The organism is Brevundimonas vesicularis (genome assembly GCF_032067225.1).
Taxonomy (GTDB): domain Bacteria; phylum Pseudomonadota; class Alphaproteobacteria; order Caulobacterales; family Caulobacteraceae; genus Brevundimonas; species Brevundimonas vesicularis_F.
In genome coordinates this window covers 1-23,655 of sequence record NZ_DAMBJX010000044.1, presented here as the reverse complement: position 1 = coordinate 23,655, position 23,655 = coordinate 1, and the positions used below count along the sequence as shown (strand labels likewise).

The 23,655-nt window shown below is 67.5% G+C and carries 23 protein-coding genes and 1 pseudogene; 17 read left to right on the top strand and 7 right to left on the bottom strand.

All coding sequences use genetic code 11. From position 1 onward, the window contains the following. Positions 1 to 144: 144 nt before the first annotated feature. A complete protein-coding gene (locus tag RT123_RS11645; RefSeq protein ID WP_313009290.1) occupies positions 145 to 885 on the bottom strand; it encodes an alpha/beta hydrolase in 741 nt (246 codons plus the stop codon). A 71-nt stretch (positions 886 to 956) separates the two neighbouring features. Here RT123_RS11645 and RT123_RS11640 point away from each other — a divergent pair, with 71 nt between their 5' ends. From RT123_RS11640 to rplT, 5 genes are all read left to right on the top strand, one after another. Then, a complete protein-coding gene (locus tag RT123_RS11640; RefSeq protein ID WP_165115322.1) occupies positions 957 to 1,919 on the top strand; it encodes a glycosyltransferase family 9 protein in 963 nt (320 codons plus the stop codon). Positions 1,920 to 2,044: 125 nt separating this feature from the next. Beyond that, positions 2,045 to 2,566 carry a translation initiation factor IF-3 gene (infC, locus tag RT123_RS11635; protein ID WP_055752751.1) on the top strand — a complete coding sequence of 174 codons (522 nt, stop codon included), beginning with the start codon at positions 2,045 to 2,047 and terminating at the stop codon, positions 2,564 to 2,566. 84 nt (positions 2,567 to 2,650) lie between these two features. Beyond that, positions 2,651 to 3,955: an MFS transporter gene (locus RT123_RS11630; RefSeq protein ID WP_313009288.1), complete on the top strand. Its 1,305-nt coding sequence runs from the start codon at positions 2,651 to 2,653 to the stop codon at positions 3,953 to 3,955. 162 nt (positions 3,956 to 4,117) lie between these two features. Beyond that, complete coding sequence (gene rpmI / locus RT123_RS11625; protein ID WP_003166435.1) at positions 4,118 to 4,315, top strand: 50S ribosomal protein L35; 198 nt, start codon at positions 4,118 to 4,120, stop codon at positions 4,313 to 4,315. Between the two features lie 55 nt (positions 4,316 to 4,370). Next, the gene (gene rplT, locus RT123_RS11620) at positions 4,371 to 4,724 is read left to right on the top strand and encodes a 50S ribosomal protein L20 (RefSeq protein WP_017506327.1); all 354 of its coding nucleotides are present in this window, start codon (positions 4,371 to 4,373) and stop codon (positions 4,722 to 4,724) included. Between the two features lie 91 nt (positions 4,725 to 4,815). Here the strand turns inward: rplT and RT123_RS11615 are convergent, their stop codons facing one another. Beyond that, positions 4,816 to 6,411: an ATP-binding protein gene (locus tag RT123_RS11615; RefSeq protein WP_313009286.1), complete on the bottom strand. Its 1,596-nt coding sequence runs from the start codon at positions 6,409 to 6,411 to the stop codon at positions 4,816 to 4,818. A gap of 243 nt (positions 6,412 to 6,654) precedes the next feature. Between RT123_RS11615 and RT123_RS11610 the strand changes: the two genes are divergently transcribed. The 8 genes from RT123_RS11610 to RT123_RS11575 all read left to right on the top strand — a co-directional run bounded on the left by RT123_RS11610 (position 6,655) and on the right by RT123_RS11575 (position 14,468). Beyond that, a complete protein-coding gene (locus RT123_RS11610) occupies positions 6,655 to 7,554 on the top strand; it encodes a polysaccharide deacetylase family protein (protein WP_313009284.1) in 900 nt (299 codons plus the stop codon). A gap of 41 nt (positions 7,555 to 7,595) precedes the next feature. Next, entirely contained in the window at positions 7,596 to 8,672 is a 1,077-nt protein-coding gene (gene pheS / locus RT123_RS11605) for a phenylalanine--tRNA ligase subunit alpha (protein WP_307509301.1), read from the top strand. A gap of 12 nt (positions 8,673 to 8,684) precedes the next feature. After that, complete coding sequence (locus RT123_RS11600; protein WP_066552620.1) at positions 8,685 to 9,098, top strand: hypothetical protein; 414 nt, start codon at positions 8,685 to 8,687, stop codon at positions 9,096 to 9,098. Beyond that, on the top strand, positions 9,095 to 9,490 hold the full coding sequence (locus RT123_RS11595) for a hypothetical protein (protein ID WP_052689542.1): 396 nt from the start codon (positions 9,095 to 9,097) through the stop codon (positions 9,488 to 9,490). The genes RT123_RS11600 and RT123_RS11595 overlap by 4 nt, the downstream gene beginning before the upstream one ends. Further along, on the top strand, positions 9,487 to 11,910 hold the full coding sequence (gene pheT, locus RT123_RS11590; protein WP_313009281.1) for a phenylalanine--tRNA ligase subunit beta: 2,424 nt from the start codon (positions 9,487 to 9,489) through the stop codon (positions 11,908 to 11,910). The genes RT123_RS11595 and pheT overlap by 4 nt, the downstream gene beginning before the upstream one ends. 43 nt (positions 11,911 to 11,953) lie before the next feature. Further along, positions 11,954 to 13,294 carry an APC family permease gene (locus RT123_RS11585; RefSeq protein WP_313009280.1) on the top strand — a complete coding sequence of 447 codons (1,341 nt, stop codon included), beginning with the start codon at positions 11,954 to 11,956 and terminating at the stop codon, positions 13,292 to 13,294. Between the two features lie 158 nt (positions 13,295 to 13,452). Next, positions 13,453 to 13,716: a hypothetical protein gene (locus RT123_RS11580; RefSeq protein ID WP_313009278.1), complete on the top strand. Its 264-nt coding sequence runs from the start codon at positions 13,453 to 13,455 to the stop codon at positions 13,714 to 13,716. A gap of 140 nt (positions 13,717 to 13,856) precedes the next feature. After that, entirely contained in the window at positions 13,857 to 14,468 is a 612-nt protein-coding gene (locus RT123_RS11575) for a DUF1134 domain-containing protein (protein ID WP_045811058.1), read from the top strand. A gap of 52 nt (positions 14,469 to 14,520) precedes the next feature. On the opposite strand, the gene RT123_RS11570 is transcribed toward RT123_RS11575, so the two are convergent. Both RT123_RS11570 and RT123_RS11565 read right to left on the bottom strand, forming a co-directional pair. Then, entirely contained in the window at positions 14,521 to 15,414 is an 894-nt protein-coding gene (locus RT123_RS11570; protein ID WP_313009276.1) for an SDR family oxidoreductase, read from the bottom strand. 8 nt (positions 15,415 to 15,422) lie between these two features. Next, positions 15,423 to 16,655: an NAD-dependent epimerase/dehydratase family protein gene (locus tag RT123_RS11565; protein WP_295242659.1), complete on the bottom strand. Its 1,233-nt coding sequence runs from the start codon at positions 16,653 to 16,655 to the stop codon at positions 15,423 to 15,425. A 353-nt stretch (positions 16,656 to 17,008) separates the two neighbouring features. On the opposite strand from RT123_RS11565, the gene RT123_RS11560 reads away from it, so the two are divergent. The 4 genes from RT123_RS11560 (at position 17,009) to RT123_RS11545 (ending at position 20,911) form a co-directional block, all read left to right on the top strand. After that, on the top strand, positions 17,009 to 18,022 hold the full coding sequence (locus RT123_RS11560) for a DUF4167 domain-containing protein (protein WP_313009274.1): 1,014 nt from the start codon (positions 17,009 to 17,011) through the stop codon (positions 18,020 to 18,022). Positions 18,023 to 18,105: 83 nt separating this feature from the next. Continuing rightward, positions 18,106 to 19,392 carry a hybrid sensor histidine kinase/response regulator gene (locus RT123_RS11555; RefSeq protein WP_313009273.1) on the top strand — a complete coding sequence of 429 codons (1,287 nt, stop codon included), beginning with the start codon at positions 18,106 to 18,108 and terminating at the stop codon, positions 19,390 to 19,392. A 40-nt stretch (positions 19,393 to 19,432) separates the two neighbouring features. Further along, entirely contained in the window at positions 19,433 to 20,107 is a 675-nt protein-coding gene (locus RT123_RS11550) for a DUF4893 domain-containing protein (RefSeq protein ID WP_313009272.1), read from the top strand. A 60-nt stretch (positions 20,108 to 20,167) separates the two neighbouring features. After that, positions 20,168 to 20,911: a DUF4893 domain-containing protein gene (locus tag RT123_RS11545; protein WP_313009270.1), complete on the top strand. Its 744-nt coding sequence runs from the start codon at positions 20,168 to 20,170 to the stop codon at positions 20,909 to 20,911. Here RT123_RS11545 and RT123_RS11540 read toward each other — a convergent pair. From RT123_RS11540 to RT123_RS11530, 3 genes and pseudogenes are all read right to left on the bottom strand, one after another. Beyond that, positions 20,908 to 21,378: a hypothetical protein gene (locus tag RT123_RS11540; RefSeq protein ID WP_313009269.1), complete on the bottom strand. Its 471-nt coding sequence runs from the start codon at positions 21,376 to 21,378 to the stop codon at positions 20,908 to 20,910. The genes RT123_RS11545 and RT123_RS11540 overlap by 4 nt on opposite strands. Positions 21,379 to 21,467: 89 nt before the next feature. Continuing rightward, positions 21,468 to 23,108: a serine hydrolase gene (locus RT123_RS11535; protein WP_313009268.1), complete on the bottom strand. Its 1,641-nt coding sequence runs from the start codon at positions 23,106 to 23,108 to the stop codon at positions 21,468 to 21,470. A 46-nt stretch (positions 23,109 to 23,154) separates the two neighbouring features. After that, positions 23,155 to 23,655 (bottom strand): annotated as a pseudogene (locus RT123_RS11530) (transporter); the annotation flags it as partial.

The window sequence follows — 23,655 nt, the reverse complement described above, 5'->3', positions numbered from 1 at the left end:
CCCGCGTCAGCGGGGGAGGGGGACCGCCGCAGGCGGTGGAGGGGGCGAGCCCCGCACCGTATGTAAGACGCGGTCGAGGTCTGTTGCGTATCCGCCCCCTCCACCACTTCGTGGTCCCCCTCCCCCGTGAACGGGGGAGGATTTTTAGCCCCGCATCGCCTCGACCGCCGCGACCAGTCGGTCGAGGTCCGCCTGCGTCGAAAGCCGGTGATCGCCGCCTTCGATTAGGTCGAGGCGCACGTCGCCGCCGGTCAGCCGTTCGACCAGTTCGACCTGATGTCGCCAAGGCACGACGTCGTCGGCGCGGCCTTGCAGGATATGAACCGGGGCGGCGATGTTGATCACGCCGTCCAGCAGCAGCCAATCGCGCGCCTCTTCGAACATACGCCACGTCAGGACATATTCGCCCAGACCCTCCTCGACGATCAGGGTTTCGCCCTCGCGCAGGATGGCCTGACGCTCGTGGTCCGCCAGGCCGGGCCACATCAGCCGTTCGGTGAAATCCTGGGCCGGATTGACCAGGACCAGCCCCTTGATCCGGTCCGGCCGCGCCATCGTCGCCAGCAGCGAGACCCAGCCGCCCATCGAGGAGCCGACCGGAATGACCGGGCCGGAAAGACTGTCGATCAGGGCGACGGCGTCCTCGTGCCAGCGGCCGATGGTGGCCTGTCTCCAGTCGCCGGAGGACTGGCCGTGGGCGAAATGGTCGTAGCGGACGAAGTTCCAGCCGCGTTCGCGTGCGGCGACGTCCAGGGCCAGGGCCTTGGTCCCCTCCATGTCCGAGCGGAAGCCCCCGACCCAGATCACGGTCGGGCCGCCGCCTTCGACGCGTTTGAAGGCCAGGGTTTCGCCATCGGGGCGGGACAGGTGCTGGATGTCGGTCATGGCGCCGTTCTGCCCGGACTTTCCGCCGTCGTCACCCTTGACCGCGACGCGCGATGGCGGAACACAGACCCATGTCCGCACCCCAGGTTCTGTTCGTCACCTCCAACCGCATCGGCGACTGCGTCATCTCGTCGGGCGTGATCCGCGAGATCGCGCGTCAGGTCCCTGGGGCCGAGATCACCGTCGCCTGCGGCCGGCCGCCTGCGCCCTTCTTCCGCAACGCGCCCGGCGTGGTGCGCACCATCGTGCTGGACAAGAAGAAGCTGTCTGGCCACTGGCTCGATCTGTGGAAACAGGTCGTCGGCACGCGCTGGGATCTGGTGATCGACATCCGGGGTTCGGCGCTCAGCTATCTGATCCCGGCGAAGCGGCGCATCGTCTATAACCGCTCGTGGGAGACGGGCCTGCGCAAGGTCGAGATGGTGTCGCGGCTGATGGGTTCGCCGACGCCGCTGGATCCCGAAATCTTCCTGGACGATCAGGCTCGGGCCGAGGCCGCCGCCGTGATCGATCCGCAGCTGGCGGGCGGCGCGGGTCCCGGCCCGATAATCGCCCTGGCCCCCATCGCGCATCAGCCGGGCAAGAGCTGGCCCGCCGATCGCTGGGGCGCCCTGGTCGAGAAGCTGAAGGCCGAGCCGCGCTTCGACGGCTGGCGCTTCATGCCGGTGGGCGGGCCGGGCGACCGGCCGCCCGCGACCCCGGCTTTGGAAGCTGCCGGCCCGCGCGGCATCGATTTCGTCGGCAAGGGCGACATCCTGGCCTCGGCCGCCGCCATCGATCGGGCCGATCTGTTCGTCGGCAACGATTCGGGTCTGATGCACGTGTCGGCGGCGCTGGGCCGGCCGACCCTGGGTCTGTTCGGTCCGACCGAGTGGTGGCTGTACGGTCCCTGGGGACCCAAGACGCGCACGGCGGCGTCCAACGAGACGCGCGGCCAGTTCGCGCCGATCGAGGACCTGACGGTGGATCACGTCTTCGACGCGGTGCTGGCGCTACATGACGCCTACATCGTCGAAACGCCTGCGAACCCTTGAAAAATCGGGGCTCGCGGCGCATATTGCCGGCCTTGAGGGGAACGTGGCGATCGCCGCGTGCAATCGCTCATCACGACATACGCCTTCTCTGACCACATAAGGAAACGACGCCCATTCGCCGTCCCATGCAAGCGCCACCCGTGAAAGACGGGCCGCGTATGAACCAGGATATCCGCGCCCCTCGCGTTCTGCTCATCGACCAGAACGGCGAAAAACAGGGCGTCATGCCCACCTCCGCTGCTCTGGAAGCCGCCGAGGAAGCCGGGATGGACCTGGTCGAGATCGTCTCCACCTCCGAGCCGCCGGTGGCCAAGATCCTCGATTACGGCAAGCACCGTTTCCAGGAACAGAAGAAGAAGGCCGAGCAGCGCAAGCGCCAGAAGGTCGTCGAACTGAAGGAGATCAAACTCCGTCCGAACATCGACACCCACGACTATGAGGTGAAGGCCAAGGCCATGCACCGCTTCTTCGAGGAAGGCGACAAGGTCAAGGTCACCCTGCGCTTCCGCGGTCGCGAAATGGCCCACCCCGAACTGGGCATGAAGCTGCTGAACAAGGTCCAGGCCGACTTCGATGAGGTCGCCAAGGTCGAGTTCTCGCCCAAGATGGAAGGCCGCCAAATGATCATGATCCTGGCCCCGCGCTAATCACGATCCATCGCTGAATACCAAACGCCTCGGTCCCGCGACCGGGGCGTTTTTCTTTGCTGGAGAAACGGCTAAGCGTTGGGAATGACGAACGCCGATACGGTCGCTGCGCGCACCCCGCCGCCCAAGCTTAAGACACCGGCGCTGGCTGTGTTGTTTGCGACGGTGTTCATCAATCTGGTCGGGTTCGGGCTGGTGGTGCCGTTGCTGCCGTTCTTCGCCCAGAGCCTGAAGGCCGAGGCTTGGCAGATCACGCTGATGTTCTCGGCCTATTCGCTGGGTCAGTTCTTCGCCGAGCCGTTCTGGGGTCGGCTGTCGGACCGGATCGGGCGAAAGCCCGTGCTGTTGATGACCCTGATCGCCAATGCGCTCGGCTATCTGATGCTGGCCTTCGTGCCCAACATCTGGCTGGCGATCGCGGTCAGGCTGTTCACCGGCCTGGGCGCGGGCAATATCTCGACGGTTCAGGGGTATGTCGCCGATGTGACCCCGCCCGAGCAGAGGGCCGGGCGGATGGGTCTGATCGGGGCCGCGTTCGGCCTGGGCTTCATTGTCGGTCCGGGCTTAGGTGGATTGCTGACGCAGCCGCAGCTGGGACGGCTGGGCTATCAGCTGCCGATCTTCCTGGCGGCGGCGTTGGCGGCGATCGCGGCGGTCGGCGTGGTCGTCTTCCTGCGCGAAAGCCGGGCCAAGGCCGATCCCGCCGCCCCGCGTCCGGCCTTCCTGGCGGGGCTGAAGGATGCGCGCGACAATGCCGTGGTGTCGCGCGTGCTGGTCGTGACCCTGATCTATATGGCCGGGTTTTCGGCGATGGAGAGCGTGTTCGGCCTGTGGTCCGAGAGCCGCTATCAATGGGGCGCGCGCGAGGTGGGGCTCAGCTTCATGATCGTGGGCATCGTCTCCACGCTGAACCAGGGGTTCTTCGCAGGGCGGCTGGCGCGGCGCTTCGGCGAATCGCGCGTGCTGGCCACCGGCATGCTGCTGTTTGGAACCTCGCTGGTGTTGCAGGTGCTGGCGCCTGTCGCGTGGTTTCCCGCGACACGGCTCGAGCTGGGCGCCCTGACGATCCCGGTGGTCCAAGGCTGGATCATTCCGATCGTGATGGCGATCGGCGCATGCGGCATGTCGCTGGCCATGCCCAATATCTCGGCCATGATCAGCCGCGCCTCGCCGCCGGATCGGCAGGGAGCCATGCTGGGTCTGAACATGGCTTCAAGCTCGGTGGCGCGCATCTTCGGGCCGATGATCGCGGGCGCGCTGTTCTCGGGGCTGGGGCATGATTGGCCCTTCGTGATCGGGGCGCTGCTGACCATCCCGGCGGCCCTGATGGCGATCAACGCCGGACGCGTCATTCGCAGCGGCGAGGGCGGCGTCAAAGCCCCGGCCTGACTCGTCTTGCAATGGCGGCGCTCTTCACGTAGAAGCCGCGCCTTCGCGTACCGAACCGCCAGGCGAACAGGCATGCCTGGGCGGTTCTTAAACTCTGGAGAGACACCTCCCCACGGGCTCAAGTAGTCCAAAGGACGGTAGCCCTCCAAAAAGGAGACTGAAATGCCGAAACTGAAGACGAAGTCGGGCGCCAAGAAGCGCTTCAAATTCACGGCCACTGGCAAGGTTAAGGCCGGCGTTGCGGGCAAGCGTCACCGCTTGATCAGCCACAACTCGAAATACATCCGCCAGAACCGCGGCACCTCGGTCATGGCCGACGCCGACGCCAAGAAGATCAAATCCTACATGCCGTACGCCTGATCGGCGCGCGCTGTACGACTGATCTCCATCCCAAAGAATTTGAAGGAATAGCGACATGGCTCGCGTTAAACGTGGCGTAACCTCGCACGCCAAGCACAAGAAGGTTCTGGAGCAGGCCAAGGGCTTCTCCGGCCGCCGCAAGAATACCATCCGTACGGCCAAGGCCGCCGTCGACCGCGCCGGGCAATACGCCTATCGCGACCGTCGCGCCAAGAAGCGCAACTTCCGCGCCCTGTGGATCCAGCGCATCAACGCCGCCGCCCGTCTGGAAGGCTTCACCTACAGCCAGTTCATCAACGGCCTGAACAAGGCCGGCATCGAACTGGACCGCAAGGTTCTGGCCGCGATCGCCGCTGACGCGACCGGCTTCAAGGCCGTCGCCGATAAGGTCCGCGCCGCTCTGGCTTAAGGGCCGCGCTCAAGCCGCGAGCGATCGCGTCGCGAGCGTAGCGCAACAAGAATGACGCCCGCTCCGGTTTCCGGGGCGGGCGTTCTTCGTTTCAGGCCGCCTTGGGGACGTGCGATGCCTGGCTCTGCGCCAGCACCATGCGGATGGCGTTCAGAAGGGCGTCGGGCTGGATCGGCTTTTGCGCCACGCCGTTCATGCCGGCGGCGATATAGTCCAGCTCGTCGCGCTCGTCGGCGTTCGCCGTCAGGGCCAGGATCGGCAAGGCGCCGGCCGGACCGGGCAGGGCGCGGATGGCCCGCGTTGCGGCGACCCCGTCCATCACCGGCATCTTGATGTCCATCAGGGCCAGGTCGAACCGGCGCGCGCTGACGGCGTCCACCGCCTCGCGCCCGTTCTCGGCCATCTCGCAGGTGCAGCCGAACATCTCCAGCAGTTTGCCGGCGACGAAGCGGTTGGTGGCGTTGTCGTCCACCACCAGCACATGCAGGGTGTCGTGCGGGGTCGGCTCGGCCATGGCCGGAGCGGGCGCCGCGCTCTCGGTCGCGACGCGCAGCGGCAGGCGCACCTGAAAGCGCGCGCCGCCCTGGGGCGAGGCGCCCAGCGAGATCGCGCCGCCCATCCGTTCGGCGATCTGTCGGCAGATGGCCAGGCCCAGGCCCGCGCCCGCCCCCTCGCGTCCGGCCTTTCCGGTGTTGAAAGGATCAAAGATGGTCGCGGCCGCCGCCTCGGGCACGCCGGGGCCGCTGTCGTCCACGGTGAAGATGACCTCGCCGTCCGACCGACTCTCGATCAGGGCGACGACCTCGCCCGTCAGGGTGAACTTCAGCGCATTGCCGATCAGGTTGTTCAGCAACTGCTTCAGCCGCATCCCGTCGGCCTGAACGCAGGGAACGGTCAGGTCGGTGCGGATGGTCAGGGCCAGGGCCTTTTCCTCGGCCCGCGCGCGCCACAGGGCGTCGATGTCGAAGGCGACGGCCGCCAGGTCCAGCGGCTCCTCCTCCAGCGTCAGCATGCCGGCCGATGCACGCGACATGTCCAGCGCGTCGGTCAGCAGCCGCAGCAGGCTCTGGCCCGAATCGATGACGGTGCGGACGTAGGGGCGCAGCTCTTCCTGCTCCAGCTTCTTGTCCATCAGGGCCGCGACGCCCAGCACGCCGTTCAGGGGCGTGCGGATCTCGTGGCTCATCACCGCCAGGAACTCGGACTTGGCCCGGCTGGAGGCAACGGCCTCGGCCTCGGCCAGCGCCAGGTCGCGGGCCAGGGCGCTCATCTCCTCGGCCCGCTGGCGGTGCAGGGCCGCGCCGGCCTGCACCACCTGCAGCGCCGTGCCGACGCCGACGTAGCGGCCGTCCGCCACGACGATGAAGCCCGTCAGCAAGGCGCCCAGTTCCGCCGCATCGTAGGCGTGGAAGAAGGCCTCGGCGCTGGTCGCCGCCTCCGCCACCGGCGCATTGCGGTCCATCAGGCTTTCGGCGGGCTTTCGGGCATACAGGGCGCGTCCGAACTCGGCCGCCATCCTCAGGGTGAAGGCGTTGCGTTCGATGATGCCGAGGGGGCGGCCATCGTCATCGACGACAGCCAGGGCCAGGGTGTTCGGCTCGGTCTGGAACCGTTCGAACACATCGGCGCCCGGCGTGGACGGGGCCACAGGCGCGATCAAGTCGACGAAATCACCGATCAGCGGCATCAAGGTCCTCGCAAGTCCGGAGGCCTGATTAGACGCTGATATTTAACGCCAGCTTTGCCGTTCATGAACCTTTCGCGGCGGGTTTTCGACAGTCGATCCGTAGGCGGATGGAAAGTCCGGACTGCGAGCGATATTCCCTCGCGCACGCGACTTCGATAGTCTCGCCGTATAATGCGCACCCTGATCTGCGGCCTGGTTGCCGCCCTCGTTCTTGTCACTCCCGCCGCCGCGCAGGACCGACGCGTGGCCGTGACCTTCGATGACCTGCCGTTCCAGACGGATGCGGCGACCCTGTGCGATCCGGCGCGCCTGATGACGATCACCCAGGATTTCGTCGCCATGCTGAAGCCGCTGGACACGCACGGCACAGCCTTCGTCAATGCGGGCAAGGTGTGCGAGGCCGAGCGCGCCACGATCCTGCCGCGCGTGCTGAACGTCTGGCTGGACGCTGGTCTGGACCTGGGCAACCACACCAACACCCATCTGAACATCCACTCGACGACGGTTGAGGCCTATCTGGCCGACGTGGACGCCGGGGCGCCGATCGTTCGGCAGGCGCTTGAGGCGCGCGGCCAGACCCTGCGTTGGTTCCGCCACCCCTATCTGTTCACCGGCGAGACGCAGGAAAAGCACGACGCCATCGCCGCCGGCCTGGCCCAGCGCGGCTATACGGTCGCGCCTGTGACCCTCGACAACAACGACTGGATGTTCGCCGACGTCTATCGCAAGGCCGAGCAGATCGGCGACCAAGCGCTGATGCAGCGCATCGGTCAGGCCTATGTGGCGCATATGGCGACGGTGCTGGACTTCTACGAGCCCTACAGCGCAGAGGTGGCGGGCGGGCGTGAACCGGCGCAGGTGCTACTGCTGCACGCCAACAGCCTGAACCAGGCCTATTATCTGCAGATCCACGCCCTGTATCTGGCGCGCGGCTATCGCTTCGTGCCGCTGGAAGAGGCGCTGGCCGATCCGATCTACGGCCATGCCGACACCTATGTCCGCGCCAACGGAATCTCGTGGCTGCATCGCTGGATGCAGACCGACGGCCGGCCCATACGCTGGGAGCCGGAACCGCCCGCCTGGATCGTTGCGGCCAACAAGGCGCCGGCGTCGGAACTTCAGGCCATCGCATCGGCCCCTTGAAGGGTGACGAACGCGCGCGAGAACGCTAAGGCACGGGGCAAATGACCGATCTCGCCACACTCGAACTCGACCTGATCAACGCCATCGGCGGCGCGGAAACCGTCGCCGCCCTGGAGGAGGTGCGCGTCGCCGCCCTGGGCAAGTCCGGCTCCGTCTCCGGCCTGCTGAAGGGCATGGGCGCTATGAGCCCCGACGAACGCCGCGAACAGGGACCGATGATCAACGGTCTGCGTGACCGCGTCGCCGCCGCCATCGCCGCGAAGAAGACCGCGCTGGAAGCCGCCGAACTGGACGCGCGCCTGCTGTCGGAACGCATCGACCTGACCTTGCCGGCGCGTCCGCGCAGGAAGGGCGGGGTCCATCCGACCATGCAGGTGATGGACGAGATGATCGCCTTGTTCGCCGAGATGGGCTTCGCCGTGGCCGAAGGTCCGGACATCGAGGACGACTTCCACAACTTCACCGCCCTGAATTTCCCGCCCAAACATCCGGCGCGGGAAATGCATGACACCTTCTTCTTGAAGCCGGACCCCGAGACGGGCGAACGCAAGGTGCTGCGCACCCACACCAGCCCGGTGCAGGTCCGCACCATGATATCGCAAAAGCCGCCGATCCGGATCGTCGCGCCGGGCCGCACCTTCCGCAAGGATTGGGACGCCACCCATACGCCGATGTTCCATCAGATCGAAGGCCTGGTGATCGATCGCGACATCCACATGGGCCACCTGAAGACCACGCTTCAGACCTTCATCGCCCGCTTCTTCGAACTGGACGCGATCCAGGCGCGGTTCCGTCCGCACCACTTCCCCTTCACCGAACCCTCGGCGGAAATGGACATCCGCTGCGACCGTTCGGGCGGGAAAGTGGTGTTCAACACCGGCGACGACTGGCTGGAAATCCTGGGCTGCGGGATGGTGCATCCCAATGTGCTCAGGAACTGCGGCATCGACCCGGACGAATATCAGGGCTTCGCCTTCGGCATGGGCGTGGATCGGCTGGCCATGCTGAAATACGGCGTGCCCGACCTGCGCCCCATGTTCGACGCCGACACCCGCTGGCTGTCCCACTACGGCTTCTCGGCCTTCGCCGCCCCCAACCCGGCCTCGGGCCTGAGCTGAACGAGTTTCAAGATGACCGATCAAACTGAAACGCCGATGTCGGCCGAAGAAAAATTCGGCCGAGAACTGGTGGCCCGCACGACCTTCGAAAAGGAGGCCGTGTGGCTGCCGTCGTTGGCCGTTCATCACATGAACGCCGGCAAGACGTTCATCGAGGACAAGACCTTCACGAACTGTCTGATCGAGGGGCCAGCCGTCATGGCGGTCATGAACGGCACGACGTTTGACAGCTGCAACATGGGCGTGGCGTCCAATCCGCGCACCCTGCTGCTGCAGCCAATGGGCGATATGATCGCGGGCGTCGTGGGCATGTCCAACTGCCGCTTTGTCCGCTGCCGCTTTGTTCAGGTGGGCTTCACCGGCGCCCCGGATCTGCTTGAGCAGATCGAGGCCGACCTCCTCAGCGCACGGGAGAACCAAGCATGAGCCGGCTTCCGATCAACCGTCCCGTCAATCTTGCGCGCGACCTGACCCAGACCACGTTCGAGAACGTCGATCTGAACCTGCACGATCTTTATCAGCATTGCCGTGACAAGGGCGCGGTCGTAGGGCGCACCTTCACCGGCTGCCGGCTGGATGGCCCGGCGATCGTTCTGGTCGGACCCGGCACGACGTTCGATGAGACGAACTTCGGCGACTCGCGCGGGGGCATGAAGAATCTTCTGCTTCAGCCGATGGGGGACAAGGCGCTGGGCACCATCCCGATGCATGACTGCACCTTCGTGGGCTGCGAGTTCTACAATGTCGGCTTCACCGGAGCCGCCGAGATTCTAGAGCAACTGGCGGCTGTTCCGACGGTGGCGGGGCCAACGGCATGAAGTTCACCCTGTCCTGGCTGAAGGACCACCTCGAAACCGAGGCGGATGTTCATCAGATCGCCGAGGCCATGACCATGGCCGGGCTGGAGGTCGAGGAGGTGCTCGATCCCGCCGCCAAACTGGCGCCCTTCACCGTGGCCAAGATCGTTTCGGCCGAGCGGCATCCCAACGCCGACCGGTTGCAGGTCTGCCAGGTCGAGACGGTCGACGGGCTGAAGGAGATCGTCTGTGGCGCGCCGAACGCGCGGGCGGGGCTGACCACCATCTATGCGCCCATCGGCGCCTATGTGCCGGGTCTGGGCGTGACCCTGGTCGAGAAGCCGGTGCGCGGCGTGGTGTCGAACGGCATGCTGTGCTCGGCCTCCGAGCTCGAGCTGTCGGACGAGAGCGACGGCATTCAGGAACTGCCGCCCGAGATCCCCGTCGGCACGCCGGTCGCCGGCCTGTTCGGCGCCGAGCCGGTCATCGATTTCGAGGTCACGCCGAACCGGCCCGACTGGCTGGGCGTCGCCGGCATCGCGCGCGATCTGGCCGCCGCCAGCGTCGGCAAGCTGAAGCATTTCGACATCGCCGTGGTGCGCGGGGCCTTCCCGTCGCCGATCAGCGTGCGGCTGGAGGCTCCCGAGATGTGCCCGGTCTTCGCCGGTCGCGTCATTCGCGGCGTCAAAAACGGTCCGTCGCCGGCCTGGCTGCAGAAGCGTCTGACGGCCATCGGCCTGCGCTCGATCAACCGTCTGGTCGATGTAACCAACCTGATCGCCTATGACCGCGCCCGGCCGCTGCACGTCTATGACGTCGCCAAGCTGTCGGGGACCGAGATCGTGGTGCGGGCAGGGCAGGTTTCGGCCGCGACCGGCGAGCACGAACATCTGATCGCCCTGGACGGCAAGACCTACGCCGCATCCGCAGCCGACTGCGTCATCGCCGACGCCGGGGGCGAGCGCCCCATCGGCATGGGCGGCGTCATGGGCGGGGAATCGACCGGCTGCGACGAGACCACTACGGACGTCTTCCTGGAAAGCGCCTGGTTCGACCCGCTGGTCATCGCCCAGACCGGCCGTGCGCTGGGCATCCATTCCGACGCCCAGTACCGGTTCGCGCGCGGCGTCGATCCGGTCTCGGTCACGCCGGGTCTGGAACTGGCGACGCGCCTGATCCTGGACCTGTGCGGCGGCGAGCCGTCGGACATCGTCTTCGTCGGCGAACCGCCGGCCAGCCCGGCGCCCTTCGCCTTCGACCCCGCCTATGTGAAGCGCCTTAGCGGCATGGATCTGGCCGACGACCGGATCGGGACCATCCTGGGCCAGCTCGGTTTCCTGGTTCAGGCCGCGCCCGCCGGTCAGGCCGAGCCCTGGCTCGTCACTCCGCCCTCGTGGCGTCGCGACGTCGAAGGCCCGGCCGATCTGGTGGAAGAGGTCGCGCGGATCGAGGGCTTCGACAGCCTGCCCGATACGCCTCTGCCCGAGGTCGCCCGCCCCGCCGGCGGCGTGCTGAGCCCGCGCCAGACCCGCGTCCGCACCGCGCGTCGCGCCCTGGCGGCCCTCGGTTACGCCGAAGCCGTCACCTGGTCCTTCACCAAGCAATCGACCGCGGCCCTGTTCGGCGGCGGAGACGACCGGCTGGTGCTGGAGAACCCGATTGCGGCGGATCTGGACTGCATGCGGCCCTCGGCCCTGCCGAACCTGATCCAGGCGGCGGCGCGCAACGCCGCGCGCGGTTTCGCCGACGCCGCCCTGTTCGAGATCGGCCCCATCTATCTGGGCGACGGTCCGGCGGATCAGCGCACGGTCATCGCCGCCTTGGTCGCCCCGCACGCCGCCCGTCACTGGGCCGGCGCCGGTGAGGACGCCCTGTTCACGCTCAAGGGCGACCTGACCACTTTGCTGGAGGAGATCGGCGCCCCGGTTGCCGCGCTGCAACTGGTCCAGGGTCAGAACCGCGACTGGTGGCACCCCGGCCGCTCGGCCCGGCTGCAACTGGGGCCCAAGAATGTGATGGTCGAGTTCGGCGAACTGCATCCGCGCGTCCTGAAGGCGCTGGACGCCGACGGCCCCATGCTGGCCTTCGAGGTCGTGCTGGACAATGTGCCCGAGCCGCGTGGGAAGTCGGGCAAGGCTCGCGGATCGGCCGATCTGTCGGCCCTCATGCCGCTGACGCGCGACTTCGCCTTCGTGGTCGAGGACGCCAAACCGGTCGGCGATCTGGTCCGGGCCGCAACGGGCGCCGACAAGGCCCTGATCGCCGACGTGCGCGTCTTCGACGTCTATCGCGGCAAGGGCGTGGACGACGGTTTCAAGTCCGTCGCCCTGGAGGTCGTGATCCAACCGCGCGAGGCCACGCTGACCGAAGCCGAGATCGAGGCCCTGACCGCCAAGGTCGTCGGAGCGGTCGAAAAGCAGGGCGGCAGGCTGCGGGCTTGAGGGGCGCAGCGCCGTCTTTCGGGCGGCGCGGGGGACATAGGCGATGACGACGGAACCTCAGGCGGCCCAACCGGATCGCGGCCATTTGCTGCGCGTCCTGGGCGTGACGTTCGGCGTCGCCGTCGTAGTCGGCGGCGTCATCGGTCAGGGCATACTGCGTACCCCCGGCGTGGTCGCCGAGGGGGTTCAGAACCCCACGATCATCATCGCCCTGTGGTGCGTCGCCGGTCTGGTCGCCTGGATCGACGCCATGTCGACGGTCGAGCTGGCCGCCTCGATCCGCAAGACGGGCGGCCCCTATATCTTCGCCCGTCGCGCCTTCGGGTCTTTGACCGGCCTCGCCGTCGGCGTCTGCGACTGGCTGGGCAATATGGGCGGCATCGCCTTCATCGCTGTGGTCTTCGGCGAATATCTGCACCGACTGGGCGTCGCGACCAGCGTGCCGATCGGCGTCCTGGCCCTCTTGATCGTGGTCGTGGTGGGCAGCGTCCAATGGCTGGGGACCAAGGTCGGCGGTCGGTCGCAGGAGATCGGCAGCGCGGTCAAGGCGGCCCTGTTCACCGTGCTGATCATCGGCCTGTTCCTGGCGCCGCGCGGCGCGCCCGTCGCGACCGAGATCGCGCCGGCGACGGCGGCGGCCCTGACCTTCGGCGGCATCGTCATGGCCCTGCGGGCGATTTCTGGCACCTATTACGGCTGGAACAGCGCCTCCTACTTCTGCGAAGAGGTCGTCGATCCGGGCCGGACCATCGCGCGGGCGACCTTCTCGGGCATCGCCGTGGTGACGGTGATCTATGTGCTGGCCAACCTGGCCTATCTGAACGTCCTGACGCCGGCCGAGATGGCGGGCTCGAACCTCGTCGCCGCGGATGCGGCCGGTCGGGTGTTCGGCGATGTCGCCGGCCCCATCGTCACGGCCATTTCGCTGGTGTCGCTGGTGACGATCATCAATGCGATGGTCATGGTGTTCCCGCGCGTCCTGTTCGCCATGGCGCGCGAGTATCAGATTTCGGCCCTGACCCGGGTCGCCGCCAACGGCACGCCGCGTCTGGCCCTGATCGCCACCGTGCTGGCCGGTGGGCTGCTGGCCACGATCGGCGTCTATGAGACCCTGCTGACCTTTTCGACGTCGCTGCTAGCGCTGATGAGCGTGCTGGTGAACGCCGCCGTCATCGTGCTGAGGGTGCGCGAGCCCAATCTGGAACGCCCCTGGAAGATGCCGCTCTATCCCCTGCCGGCGATCATCGCCCTGGCGATCAATACGACCCTGTTCGTGATCTTCGTGGTCGAGGATCCTTTGACGGCTGGAAAGGCCTTTGGAATGCTGGCGGTCCTGATCGGCCTCGCCTGGTTGTTGGTCCGACGAAAGCGCGTCTTCCTATAATCCTTGAAGTATTCCAATCACGATTGTCCGCTCTGGCCCGAGACGATATCGAGTCACTGGTTGACAGCACGGGGATCGGCTTTGCCTGTAGTTGCTATTGCCGTGGAGAGATAAGTGTCGTCTCGTAGTGACTTCATTCGAAGTTTGGGGAGAAGTAGATGAACAGAGAAGTCCAGCACTGGCAGGTCATTTTTGACGGTCGAAAGCATCGTATGATTCATGATCATTTAGATACCGATCACCGCGTTCTGTCGAAGGGGCTGACGCACCAGCAGGCTTCAGCTATGGTTTCTGCAAAGAATGCTGATCACTCCCGTAAGGCTGTAGGCAATTTCATTACGGGTCTCATGCATGTATCAGCCGAGGCCGCAGGACACTGCGTAAAAACCGTTAAAGAGGGCTACGACAAAGGCCGAAGGTAGTCATTCGCCTTGCTGTCGCTGTGAGTGGGTAAGACCTCGTTAACCTTGAAGCCGCAAGGCTGCCGCAAAGGTCGGGGACGGTGAGGCCAAGACCGGCGCGCCAGCCGGCCGTCCTCTCGTCGCCTTTCGGAGCGCCCTGCATGCATCGCCGCCAACTGATCCTTTCGGGCCTCGCCACCGCCGCCGGCGCCTCGTCGCTGGGCGCCTGCGCCTCGGCGCCGCCGCGCGATCCCAACTATCCGATCCGCTCGGACCAGACGGCCCAGGCCTACAGCTTCGATGAGCTGGTGGCGGCCGGCTCGCGCGAGCTGGGCATCGCGGCCGAGGTCGTGGGCGGCGCGATCGAGCGCGTCTTCGCCGACCAGGGCGACCGCCCGACCGCCTATATCGCGGGCGAGGAAGGCTCCGGCGCCGTCGTTGTCGGCGCCCGCTACGGCCGCGGCGCCCTGCACATGAAGGACCTTTCGGCCTCTCAGGAGGTGTTCTGGCAGGGCGCGTCGGTAGGCTGGGACTGGGGCGGCAACGCCAGCCGCGTCTTCACCCTGGTCTATGGCCTGTACCATCCCGACATGATCTATCGCCGCTATCCCGGCATCGAGGGCTCGGCCTATCTGGTCGCGGGCCTGGGCGTGAACTATCAGCGCGCCGACGGCATCGTCCTGGCCCCCATCCGCACCGGCGTCGGCCTGCGCCTGGGCGCCAACGTCGGCACCATGAGCTATAGCCGCCAGCGCAATCTGCTGCCCTTCTAAGCGCGCTAGGCTCGTGACGCGGTCGCTCGCGGCTAGGGCGCGTGACTGCGCCCTAGCTCACCAATCGCAACGGCGGCGGCGCGTCCATCAGCGTCGCCAGCCCTTCGCGCCAGCTGGGATAGGCGGGCCGCCAGCCCAGTTCGGCCTTGGCCAGGGCGTTCGAGACGCGCTTGGAATCCAGATAGAAGCGGCGCATCGCCTCGCTGACGCTGTCGTCGGTCCAGTCCACCTCTGGCGGGCGGGGCAGGCCCATCCGATCCGCCGCCCATTCCATCACCACATCGGCGGGCGACGGTTCGTCGTCAGTCAGATTGTAGGCGGCGCCCGGTCGCGGCTGCGCCATCGACGCGAATAGGCCCGAGACGATGTCATCTACATGGATGCGGTTGAAGACCTGGCCGGGCTTTCTGACCAGTTTCGCCGTGCCTTCCCTCAGCCGCTCGACGACGCTGCGCCCCGGCCCGTAGAAACCGGGCAGGCGGAAGATCTGGACCGTCAGCCCCATCCCCTGCGCCCCATCCAGCCAATCGCGCTCAGCCCGGACGCGGCGTGCGCCCTCCAGATTGGCGGCGTTCAGCGGCCCGTCCTCGAACACCCATCCGCCGGCCCGGTCGCCATAGACGGAGGTGGAGGAGACATAACCGATCCAGTCGGGCCAGGCGCCGCCCGCCAACGGCCCCAGGGCCCGCAGACCGGGGCAACCCTGCGCGTCCGGCGCGGCTGTGATCAGGACGGCGGTCGCCGCCTCCAGCGCCGTCTTCAGCGCGGCCGTATCGCCGGGATCGATGGCCATGATTCCGTCGGCCGCCAGGGCGCGGCGCCGCTCGGGGTCACGCGAGGTGGCGGTCGCGCGTCCGCCGCGCCGTATGGCCTCCAGCGCCGCCGCCCGTCCCAGATAGCCGCCGCCGAAAACCAGCAGATCGAGGGGAGGGGAGGCGATAGGCATTACGAAACTCAGGCCGTCAGAACTTGGGAAGGCGGCGCATCGACTGCCGGTCGCGCCTCATTTTCCAGCGCCTCCGCCCGGCGTTGGTTCCAGGCGGAGACGCACGGCACCCGACCCAGATCGGCCCGGTCGGCATAGCGGCGGGCGATGTCCGTAACCTCGTCCATCAGGCCTTGCGCCAAGGTGATCGGCTTCAGCCCCAGGTCGCGGAACTGATCGTTGGCGACGACCAGATCGTTCTCGTCGGCCTCCTGACGCGGATTGGCGACATTGTGGATTTCGGCGCCGGTCTTGTCGGCGATCATGGCCGCCAGATCGCGCACGCGGCGGCTCTCGGTCATCTGATTCAGGATCTTGACCCGGTCGCCGCGTTTGGGCGGGTTCTTCAGCGCCAGTTCGACGCAGCGCACCGTGTCCTGAATATGGATGAAGGCCCGCGTCTGGCCGCCCGATCCATGCACGGTCAGCGGATAGCCGACCGCCGCCTGCATCAAAAAGCGGTTCAGCACCGTGCCGTAATCGCCATCATAGTCGAAGCGGTTGATCAGTCGTTCGTCCTGTTTGGTCTGCTCGGTCTGGGTGCCCCAGACGATGCCCTGGTGAAGGTCGGTGATGCGCAGGTTGTCGTTGCGGGCATAGAACTGGAACAGCAGGGCGTCCTGCGTCTTGGTCATGTGATAGATGCTGCCCGGATTGGGCGGGAACAGGATTTCCTGCTCGGCGGGGCCGTTGTCGGTATCCACCGTCACCTTCAGATAGCCCTCGGGGATGCGCAGGCCCGCCGTGCCGTAACCATAGACCCCCATCGTCCCCAGGTGCGCCAGGTGGACGTCCAGGCCGCTTTCGACGATGGCGGCCAGCAGATGGTTGGTGGCGTTGATGTTGTTGTCGACGGTGTACAGCTTGTGCCGCGCCGACTTCATCGAATAAGGGGCGGCCCGCTGCTCGGCGAAATGCACCACGCTGTCGGGGGCGAAGTCGCGGATCAGGGCGACCAGACGGTCGAATTCCTTGCCCACGGTCATGTTGACGAAGCCGATGTCGCGGCCGGACACGTCTTTCCACGCCTTGATCCGCTCGCCCATGGTGCGGATCGGCGTCAGGGACTGGACCTCCAGCTCGTTGTCGATGTTCCGGCGGCTCAGGTTGTCGACGATGGTCACGTCCCACCCTTCGGCCGACAGATGCAGGGCCGTGGGCCAGCCGCAAAAACCGTCGCCGCCCAGAACCAGCACGCGCATGGGATAGCCTCGTCGTCGTCTCAAAGGTCATGCCTAGCCCAGCCGGCGGGCTTGGCAAAGCGGCGCTGTGCAGGGTTCGGTGCGACGCATTGACGAATATCGCTTGGAAAGGCCGCGCACTCGGGTTAAGTCTCTGCCGTCTCCCACTCAATCGCAGCTTTACGGGCGCATACCCGGCTGTTCGCGGCTTGAGCCGGCCATGACGGTCGGTCCCGAAAGGACCGGCGCACCATGCGGGCGACAAGGCATTCCGACAGTTCGACAATCGGGGATCGGCCCCGAGCGAGACGGAACCACGAAACGGACGGAACCGGCCTTCAGGCTTTGGTCCGCCCCTGCACACGGTAGCGCGAATGAGAGATTTCAAGGGCATGAAGCGTCAGCGCGGACGCAATCGGAACAAGGCGGGCGCCAACAACGCCAACAACGCCAATCCGAATCGTTCGTGGGATTCGCAAGGACCCGAGAACATCAAGGTCCGGGGCAACGCCCAGACAGTGTATGAGCGCTATCAGCAGCTGGCCCGCGATGCGGCCTCCAGCGGCGACCGGGTGCTGGCCGAAAACTATCAGCAGCACGCCGAACACTATTACCGCGTCCTGCGCGCGCTCCAGCCGCAGCGGTCCTTCTCGGACATCGCCGCGCGTGAACAGTCCAACCAGGGCTTCGACATCGATTTCGAGGACGAATCCGGCGCTCAGGCCGCCGCCTTCGTCGCCGCTCAGCAGGCCGCCGACCGTCAGGCCGCGGAGGCCGCCGAACGCGCCGAGCAGAACCAGAACCGCGATCAGAACCGCGACCGCGACTACAATCGCGACCGAGACCGTGACAACCGCGACCGCGACCGCGATCAGAACCGTGATCGTGACCAGAACCGCGACAGCCAGCAGCCGCGCGAACCCCGCGAGCCGCGAGAGGGCGACGAGGTCCGCGCCGAGGGCGAGGGCGGCGGTCGTCGCGAAAGCCGTCGCGAACGCTGGGAGCGTCGCCGCGAGGAACGCAATCGTCGCTTCGACAATCAGGAAAGCGCCCAAGACGGCGCTGAGGGCGCCGCCCCTGCCTACGCCGAGGCCGACCGCGCCGAAGCCGTCAGCGAAGCGCCTGTCGCCGAGACGCCCGTCAATGCGCCTGTAGGTGAAGCCCCGAGCGTCGAGGCGCCGGCTGCCGACGAACGTCCTGCACGCCGTCCGCGCCGCACCGCCGCCGCTGTTGCGGCTGACGAGGGCGACGCCCCCACCGCCCTGCCGGGCTTCTTGACCCGCGCGCCGGTGTCGTCGGCCGCGGCGGAGCAAGCTGAAGGCGAGGCGGCCCCGCGTCGCCGTGCGCCGCGTCGCAAGCCCGAAGCCGCCGCAGCCAGCGAAGACTGATAACAACCGAAGCGGGCATGTTTACCTGAATGCAACTCCGACGCGTCATTATGGCGCGTTGGAGGGGCGTCATGGATTTCGTCTTGCTTGTCTTGTCCCTGGCGCTGGCGGGAACCTGCGCCGGGATTTGGCTCTGGCTTCAGGCGCACGGGGTCGCCGAGCGCCTGCGTCGTGAGAACGCCCGGCTCGAAGCCCGCATCGCCCACCAGACCCAAGGCCTGCGCCGCGCCTTGACGACGGCCGAGGGCGAAGTCGACCGCCTGACCGCCGAGCTACGGACGCGGGACGAGATCATGCAGGCCCTGGGGCGCGAACTGCGCAGCCCCCTGACCACGATCATGGGTTTCGCCCAGTTGTTGCGCACCGACGACCCGGCCAATCCCCTGACCGCGCGCCAGGCTCAGTCCGTACGCCAGATCGAGGCCGCGGCCGGCGTCCTGCTGGCCCTGATCGAGGAAACCGAAGCCTTCATGAGCGGCGGCGACGGCGGCGGTTCGCCTTCGCTGCACCGCGTCGATCTGCGTCTGGCGCTGCGCCAGGTCTGCGATGGGCTGGAGGCGCAGGCGCGAGAGGCGGGGGTGACGCTGGCCTGTCCGCCGCCCGCCCACGGTCTGTGCGTCATGGCCGATCCGGGCCAGATCCGCCGCATCCTGCGCCGATTGGTCGAGAACGCCCTGCGTCATTCGTCCGGCGGAGGCACAGTGCGCATGGAGATGTCACGCGCCGAGGACCGGATCGTCATCGCCATCCATGACGCCGGCATGATCCCCGCCGGCGCGGGCGACGACCGACCGTTCCGCCCGTTGGATGGTCGCGACGCGAGAGGCGGCACCGCCCTCGGCGTCGCCTCGGTCCAGCGGTTGACCGAGCGGATGGGCGGCGCCCTGACCATGGCGCGCGACCCCGGCGCGGGCACGATCTTTTCGCTGAGTTTGCCGGCAGCTCCCGCGCCGGGTCTGGCGTCATCGCGTCAGGCGGTAGTGCTCTACATCGAGGACAATCCCGCCAACATCGCCCTGATGCGGCAGGCGGCGAGCGGGCTGGGCCTGACCCTGCACGCCGCGACGACGGGACCGGAGGGGTTGGATCTGGCGCGTGCGCTCAGACCCGACGTCATCCTGCTCGACATCGGCCTGCCGGACATGGACGGCTATGAGGTCAAGGCGCGACTGGACGTCGACCCCCTGACGCGCCATGTGCCGGTCCTGGCGCTGACGGCGGCCGTATCGGCGCCGGACCGGGCGCGCGGCCGCGCCGCCGGCTTCGACGCCTGGCTGGCCAAGCCGCTGGATCTGGCGGCCCTGGCGGCGGCACTGAATGCGGCGCTGGGCGGCCCGGAGGTTGACGCCGACGGTCGCGAGAGGGCCTAAGAGGCTTAAAGTTCGCCTGGTCGCCCCAAGGGAAGCGTCGATGTCCCCGTTCGTCCCGTTCCGTTCGCTCACGCGTCGTCTGGCGCCGCTGGCCGTCCTGTGCGCCGTCGCCGCCTGCGCCTCGACCCCGCCGCCGCCACCCCCGCCGCCGTCCGGCGCATCGGGCGCGCTGATGGACTGGCGCGGCGTCATCACGGCCGGCGACCGGGACCGTTACCGCCGCGTCGACGCCGCCTGGACCTTGGCCCTGCAACAGGCCAAGCGTCAGCGCGGCTCCGGCGACATTAACAGCCTGGGCGATCTGATAGACCCCAAGGCCGACCGGCCCGGCGTCGCGCCCCTGCCCGGCGACTATCGCTGCCGCACCGTCAAACTGGGCACCCAGGGCGGTGAGGACGGTCTAGGCTATGTCGTCTACGGCTGGTTCGCATGCCGCATCGAACAGACGCCGAAAGGCCTGAAGTTCTCCAAGCTTACCGGCTCGCAGCGCCCCTCCGGCCTGCTCTTTCCCGAAGACGACCGCCATATGATTATGCTCGGCTCGCTGGCCCTGGCGCAGGAGCCCGCCGCCAACACCTATGGCCGCAACCCCGACCGCGATCTGGTCGCCATCCTGCAACGCATCGGCGAGGCGCGCTGGCGGCTGGTCCTGCCGTGGCCCAACACCGAATCCAATCTGGACCTGATCGAGCTGGTCCCGGCGCCGCGCGGCTAAGGTTCGGCTGAACCTCGGGCGCCCTGTCACGTTCGGTCAGGGCAACCGATGGAGACGCTGATGCGCCGCACCCCTCTGGCCGTTCTGGCCCTGATGACCACGACAGCCCTGGCGGCCTGTGGCGACAACAGTCCCGCCGCCCCGACCGAGGCCTCGCCCGCCGTCACGACGCCCGCGCCAGGCGTGCCGGCCCAGGCCGCACCTGAGGCGGCGGCGACGCCGCAGGCCCAAGCCGCTCCCGCCGAGGGGATGCAGGGCGGAACCGACTCCTGGCGTCAGATCGCCAAGGCCGCCGACGCAAGCCTGCTTGGCCGGCTGGATCAGGCCTGGCGCATGGCCCGCGCCGAGGCCGAGGACGGCGGCTTCTCGCGTCAGGTGGAGGCTCTGGGGCCGCTCGCCGACCCGAACGCCGCCCAGACGGGCCGCATCCAGCCGGGACCCGGAACCTATCGCTGCCGCACCATAAAGATGGGCCGCCGTGTCGAGGGCCAGGGATTGGCCTATGTCGAATATCCCTGGTTCGCCTGTTCGGTCGAGCTGACGCCCGGCGGCGATCTGGTCCTGACAAAGACGACGGGATCGCAGCGCACGCGCGGCCTGATCTATCCCGACACCGACCGCCGCGCCGTCTATGTCGGCGCCCAGGCCTGGGGCGCCGACGAAAAGACCTTCCCCGCCTATGGCGACAAGGCCGAACGCGATCAGGTCGGCGTCATCGAACGCATAGGCCAGAACCGCTGGCGCCTGGTCCTGCCGTGGCCCAAGCAGGAAGCCAAGCTGGAGCTGCTGGAGATCACCGGCTAGCGCGCGCCGGTCGAGCGGCTGATCGCCGCGCGCATGCCCTCGGCGTGAAGCGCGCCGGATGGGGCGATCTTGGTGTTCGGCGTTTCGCTGGGCCCCAGATCGGCGGTGCGATCGTCCGGCCCGGTCCAGGTCGGGCTTTCGGCCTTGCGACGAACGGCCTCGCGCAGATTGTCGGTCGCGGCCGCCCCGCCGGTTTTAGGGCCGGATTTACGCCGGTCCATCTCATTGGCGACGCGGGCGATGGCCTCGGTCAGCAGCGCCTTCTTCTCGCGAGCGCCCGCATCCGGGCCGCTCTCTCCCGCACGAACGCGTCCTCGGATCTGACGCTGCACCCGGTCGCGCCGCGCGCGCAGCCGCCCGATCAGGTCGCGCAGCTCCGCCGGCGAACGCTCGGCCAGCGCCTTCGTCTGTTCGACCATATCCGCCTCGTCGCGATCCAGCGCGCGCGGGTTTGGGGTCTTGGACATGACGGTCTCCCTTTCGATTGATGGGAAGACAGCGTCAGGACGCCAGGGCCGTTCCGGTTTGCGACCCTGGGTCACAGGGTCGTCCGAGGTCACACGCGCGTCAGTCTCAGGTCCTGATAGTCGTAGCTGAAGTCGATGTCGGGGCTGACCCCCTTCACCGTCGCCGTCGCCGGTTTGGCCGTCAGGATCGAGAAGGTGACGAAGGCGTCCTCCTCGCGCTTGTCCGGGAAACGGGTGCGGAAGGTCTCGCCGTCATACGGCTCCAGCCAGCCTTGCAGGGCGGGCGTATGGGTGAAGCTCAGCCACAGGCCGCTCTTCCTGTTCCGCCCGCGCCCCTCGGTCCTGGGCGCAATGACGATGTCGCCGTACCACGGGTCGCGCCAGGTCCCGGCGTAGGATTCCAGCGGCATGGACGGGGGCGCGCCGGCCGCCTGATTGGAGTCGATTTCGGCTGCGGCGGCGATGGATTTCGCATTGCCCTCGGCCTCCAGCTTCTTGGAGTCTGCAATCCAGTCGACGTCGACCTTGCCCATGCAGATGTCGGTGATGCCGGACCGCAGGGCGCGCAGCAGTAAGCTTTCTTCGGCGTTGGAGAAGACGCTGAAGCCGGTCTTGCGGCCGGGGATCAGCACGGTGGCGGAAATCCCGCCGGGCGAGCCGCCGCCATGGCTGGCGATCCGCTCGCCGCGATAGTCCTGAACCTGCAGCCCCATGGCATAGGTCGAGGCGATGGATCGGTTGGGCAGTTCCGCCGTCGGTCCGGCCGACGAGCCGACGATGATGTTGGGGCGATACATCTCGCGCGCCGCGTCTTCGGAATACAGCCGCGTCCCGTCGGGCAGCCTGCCGTCGTTCAGCCGCACGGCGATCCATTTGGCCCAGTCGGTCGGGGTGGTGCAGATGCCCCCCGCCGCTGCAGCGGAGTCCCAGTTCCACACCTCGACGATGGACTTGGCGATGGGCGTCATCGCCCCCTGATAGCGCAGCGGCGGGCCGACCCGGCCGTGGGGCAGGGCGGACTTGGACGCATCCGCCAGACGCGCCAGCGGCACGGTCTCGGTCATCCCAACCTTGTCCAGGATGCGCGTCTGGATGAAAGCCTCCCAGCTCATCCCAGACACGGCCTCCAGCACTGCGCCCGCGACCACAAACATCAGGTTGCAGTAGTGATAGCGCGCCCGGAATCCGTCCTCGATCGGCACGAAGGCGGCTTGGGCCAGCACCTCGGCGCGGGTGCGGTCCGAGTTGGGCCAGAACAGCAGGTCGCCGGCGCCCAGACCGAACCCGGCCCGGTGGCTCAGCGTATCGCGCACCGTGATGTGCTCGCCGATATAGGGATCGGACAGGGTGAAGCCGGGCAGATAGGTCCGAACCGGCTCGTCCCACTTCACCTTGCCCTCGTCGACCAGGATGGCCAAGGCGGCGGCGGTGACGTTCTTGGTGTTGGAGGCGATGGCGAACAGGGTGTGCTCATCGGCCCGCGCCGGCTTGCCCTGAACCTTGACGCCGTATCCACGCGCCAGAACTGTCGCCCCGTCCTTGACCACCGCGACGCCCAGCGCCGGCTGATCCGGCCAGGCCGCCATGCACTTGGCCACATAGGCGTCCACTGCCGCCGCCAGCGACGCATCATCGTTCGCCGGCGTGTTCTGGGCGAACACGGGCCCCGCCGCCAGCGCCGCCGCTCCTCCGGAAGCGAACAGGGTGCGGCGCGACAGACGAAGGGACATGGCGAACTCCAGCAAAGACCGCCGGACGCTAGCGCCCCTTCGTCGTCTAGGCCAGTCGCCAGCGTTGAAGCTTGTCCAGCACGTCGGCGACGATTTGGTCGCGGGTGAAGCCGGTGATGTCGTGGGGGCGTTCGCCTTGGCCGGTCTGGGCAATCAGTCGCCATTCCAGAAGGCGGCGGCCTTCGGGCGTCTCGCGCTGGGTCACGGCGGGACGCGGACGCGAGCGGGCGCCCAGGCGATAGATGAAGGTGCGTTCGCCCTGTTTGACCGTCAGCCAGGCGACGCCGTCGTCGCGCCCGATCTCTGAGTCCGCCGCCTCGGCTTCCATGGCCTCGTGAACCGTTTCCAGCGCAGGCAGGCCGTGGCGCTTGATCTCATCGTTGATGTCGCTGCGGCTGGCCGGGGCCAGGATGCGTTTCAGCTGCTGCGCCAGGGGCGCGCCTTCGGTCTCGAGGCTGCGGCCGGCGACGTCGGCGTTCATTTGGCGCACCAGGCCGATCGACAGCAGGATCATGATCAGGACGAAGGGCAGGGCGGCGGCCAGGGT

What these genes read in the sequence shown, in the direction of transcription:
- RT123_RS11595 (WP_052689542.1), top strand. Translation starts at nt 9,095, where the DNA reads ATGAGCCGGCTTCCGATCAACCGTCCCGTCAATCTTGCGCGCGACCTG.
- pheT (WP_313009281.1), top strand. Translation starts at nt 9,487, where the DNA reads ATGAAGTTCACCCTGTCCTGGCTGAAGGACCACCTCGAAACCGAGGCG.
- infC (WP_055752751.1), top strand. Translation starts at nt 2,045, where the DNA reads ATGCAAGCGCCACCCGTGAAAGACGGGCCGCGTATGAACCAGGATATC.
- RT123_RS11560 (WP_313009274.1), top strand. Translation starts at nt 17,009, where the DNA reads ATGAGAGATTTCAAGGGCATGAAGCGTCAGCGCGGACGCAATCGGAAC.
- rplT (WP_017506327.1), top strand. Translation starts at nt 4,371, where the DNA reads ATGGCTCGCGTTAAACGTGGCGTAACCTCGCACGCCAAGCACAAGAAG.
- RT123_RS11580 (WP_313009278.1), top strand. Translation starts at nt 13,453, where the DNA reads ATGAACAGAGAAGTCCAGCACTGGCAGGTCATTTTTGACGGTCGAAAG.
- RT123_RS11600 (WP_066552620.1), top strand. Translation starts at nt 8,685, where the DNA reads ATGACCGATCAAACTGAAACGCCGATGTCGGCCGAAGAAAAATTCGGC.
- RT123_RS11540 (WP_313009269.1), bottom strand. Translation starts at nt 21,378, where the DNA reads ATGTCCAAGACCCCAAACCCGCGCGCGCTGGATCGCGACGAGGCGGAT.
- RT123_RS11535 (WP_313009268.1), bottom strand. Translation starts at nt 23,108, where the DNA reads ATGTCCCTTCGTCTGTCGCGCCGCACCCTGTTCGCTTCCGGAGGAGCG.
- RT123_RS11585 (WP_313009280.1), top strand. Translation starts at nt 11,954, where the DNA reads ATGACGACGGAACCTCAGGCGGCCCAACCGGATCGCGGCCATTTGCTG.
- RT123_RS11640 (WP_165115322.1), top strand. Translation starts at nt 957, where the DNA reads ATGTCCGCACCCCAGGTTCTGTTCGTCACCTCCAACCGCATCGGCGAC.
- RT123_RS11630 (WP_313009288.1), top strand. Translation starts at nt 2,651, where the DNA reads ATGACGAACGCCGATACGGTCGCTGCGCGCACCCCGCCGCCCAAGCTT.
- RT123_RS11565 (WP_295242659.1), bottom strand. Translation starts at nt 16,655, where the DNA reads ATGCGCGTGCTGGTTCTGGGCGGCGACGGTTTTTGCGGCTGGCCCACG.
- RT123_RS11615 (WP_313009286.1), bottom strand. Translation starts at nt 6,411, where the DNA reads ATGCCGCTGATCGGTGATTTCGTCGACTTGATCGCGCCTGTGGCCCCG.
- RT123_RS11645 (WP_313009290.1), bottom strand. Translation starts at nt 885, where the DNA reads ATGACCGACATCCAGCACCTGTCCCGCCCCGATGGCGAAACCCTGGCC.
- pheS (WP_307509301.1), top strand. Translation starts at nt 7,596, where the DNA reads ATGACCGATCTCGCCACACTCGAACTCGACCTGATCAACGCCATCGGC.
- RT123_RS11575 (WP_045811058.1), top strand. Translation starts at nt 13,857, where the DNA reads ATGCATCGCCGCCAACTGATCCTTTCGGGCCTCGCCACCGCCGCCGGC.
- RT123_RS11570 (WP_313009276.1), bottom strand. Translation starts at nt 15,414, where the DNA reads ATGCCTATCGCCTCCCCTCCCCTCGATCTGCTGGTTTTCGGCGGCGGC.
- rpmI (WP_003166435.1), top strand. Translation starts at nt 4,118, where the DNA reads ATGCCGAAACTGAAGACGAAGTCGGGCGCCAAGAAGCGCTTCAAATTC.
- RT123_RS11550 (WP_313009272.1), top strand. Translation starts at nt 19,433, where the DNA reads ATGTCCCCGTTCGTCCCGTTCCGTTCGCTCACGCGTCGTCTGGCGCCG.
- RT123_RS11545 (WP_313009270.1), top strand. Translation starts at nt 20,168, where the DNA reads ATGCGCCGCACCCCTCTGGCCGTTCTGGCCCTGATGACCACGACAGCC.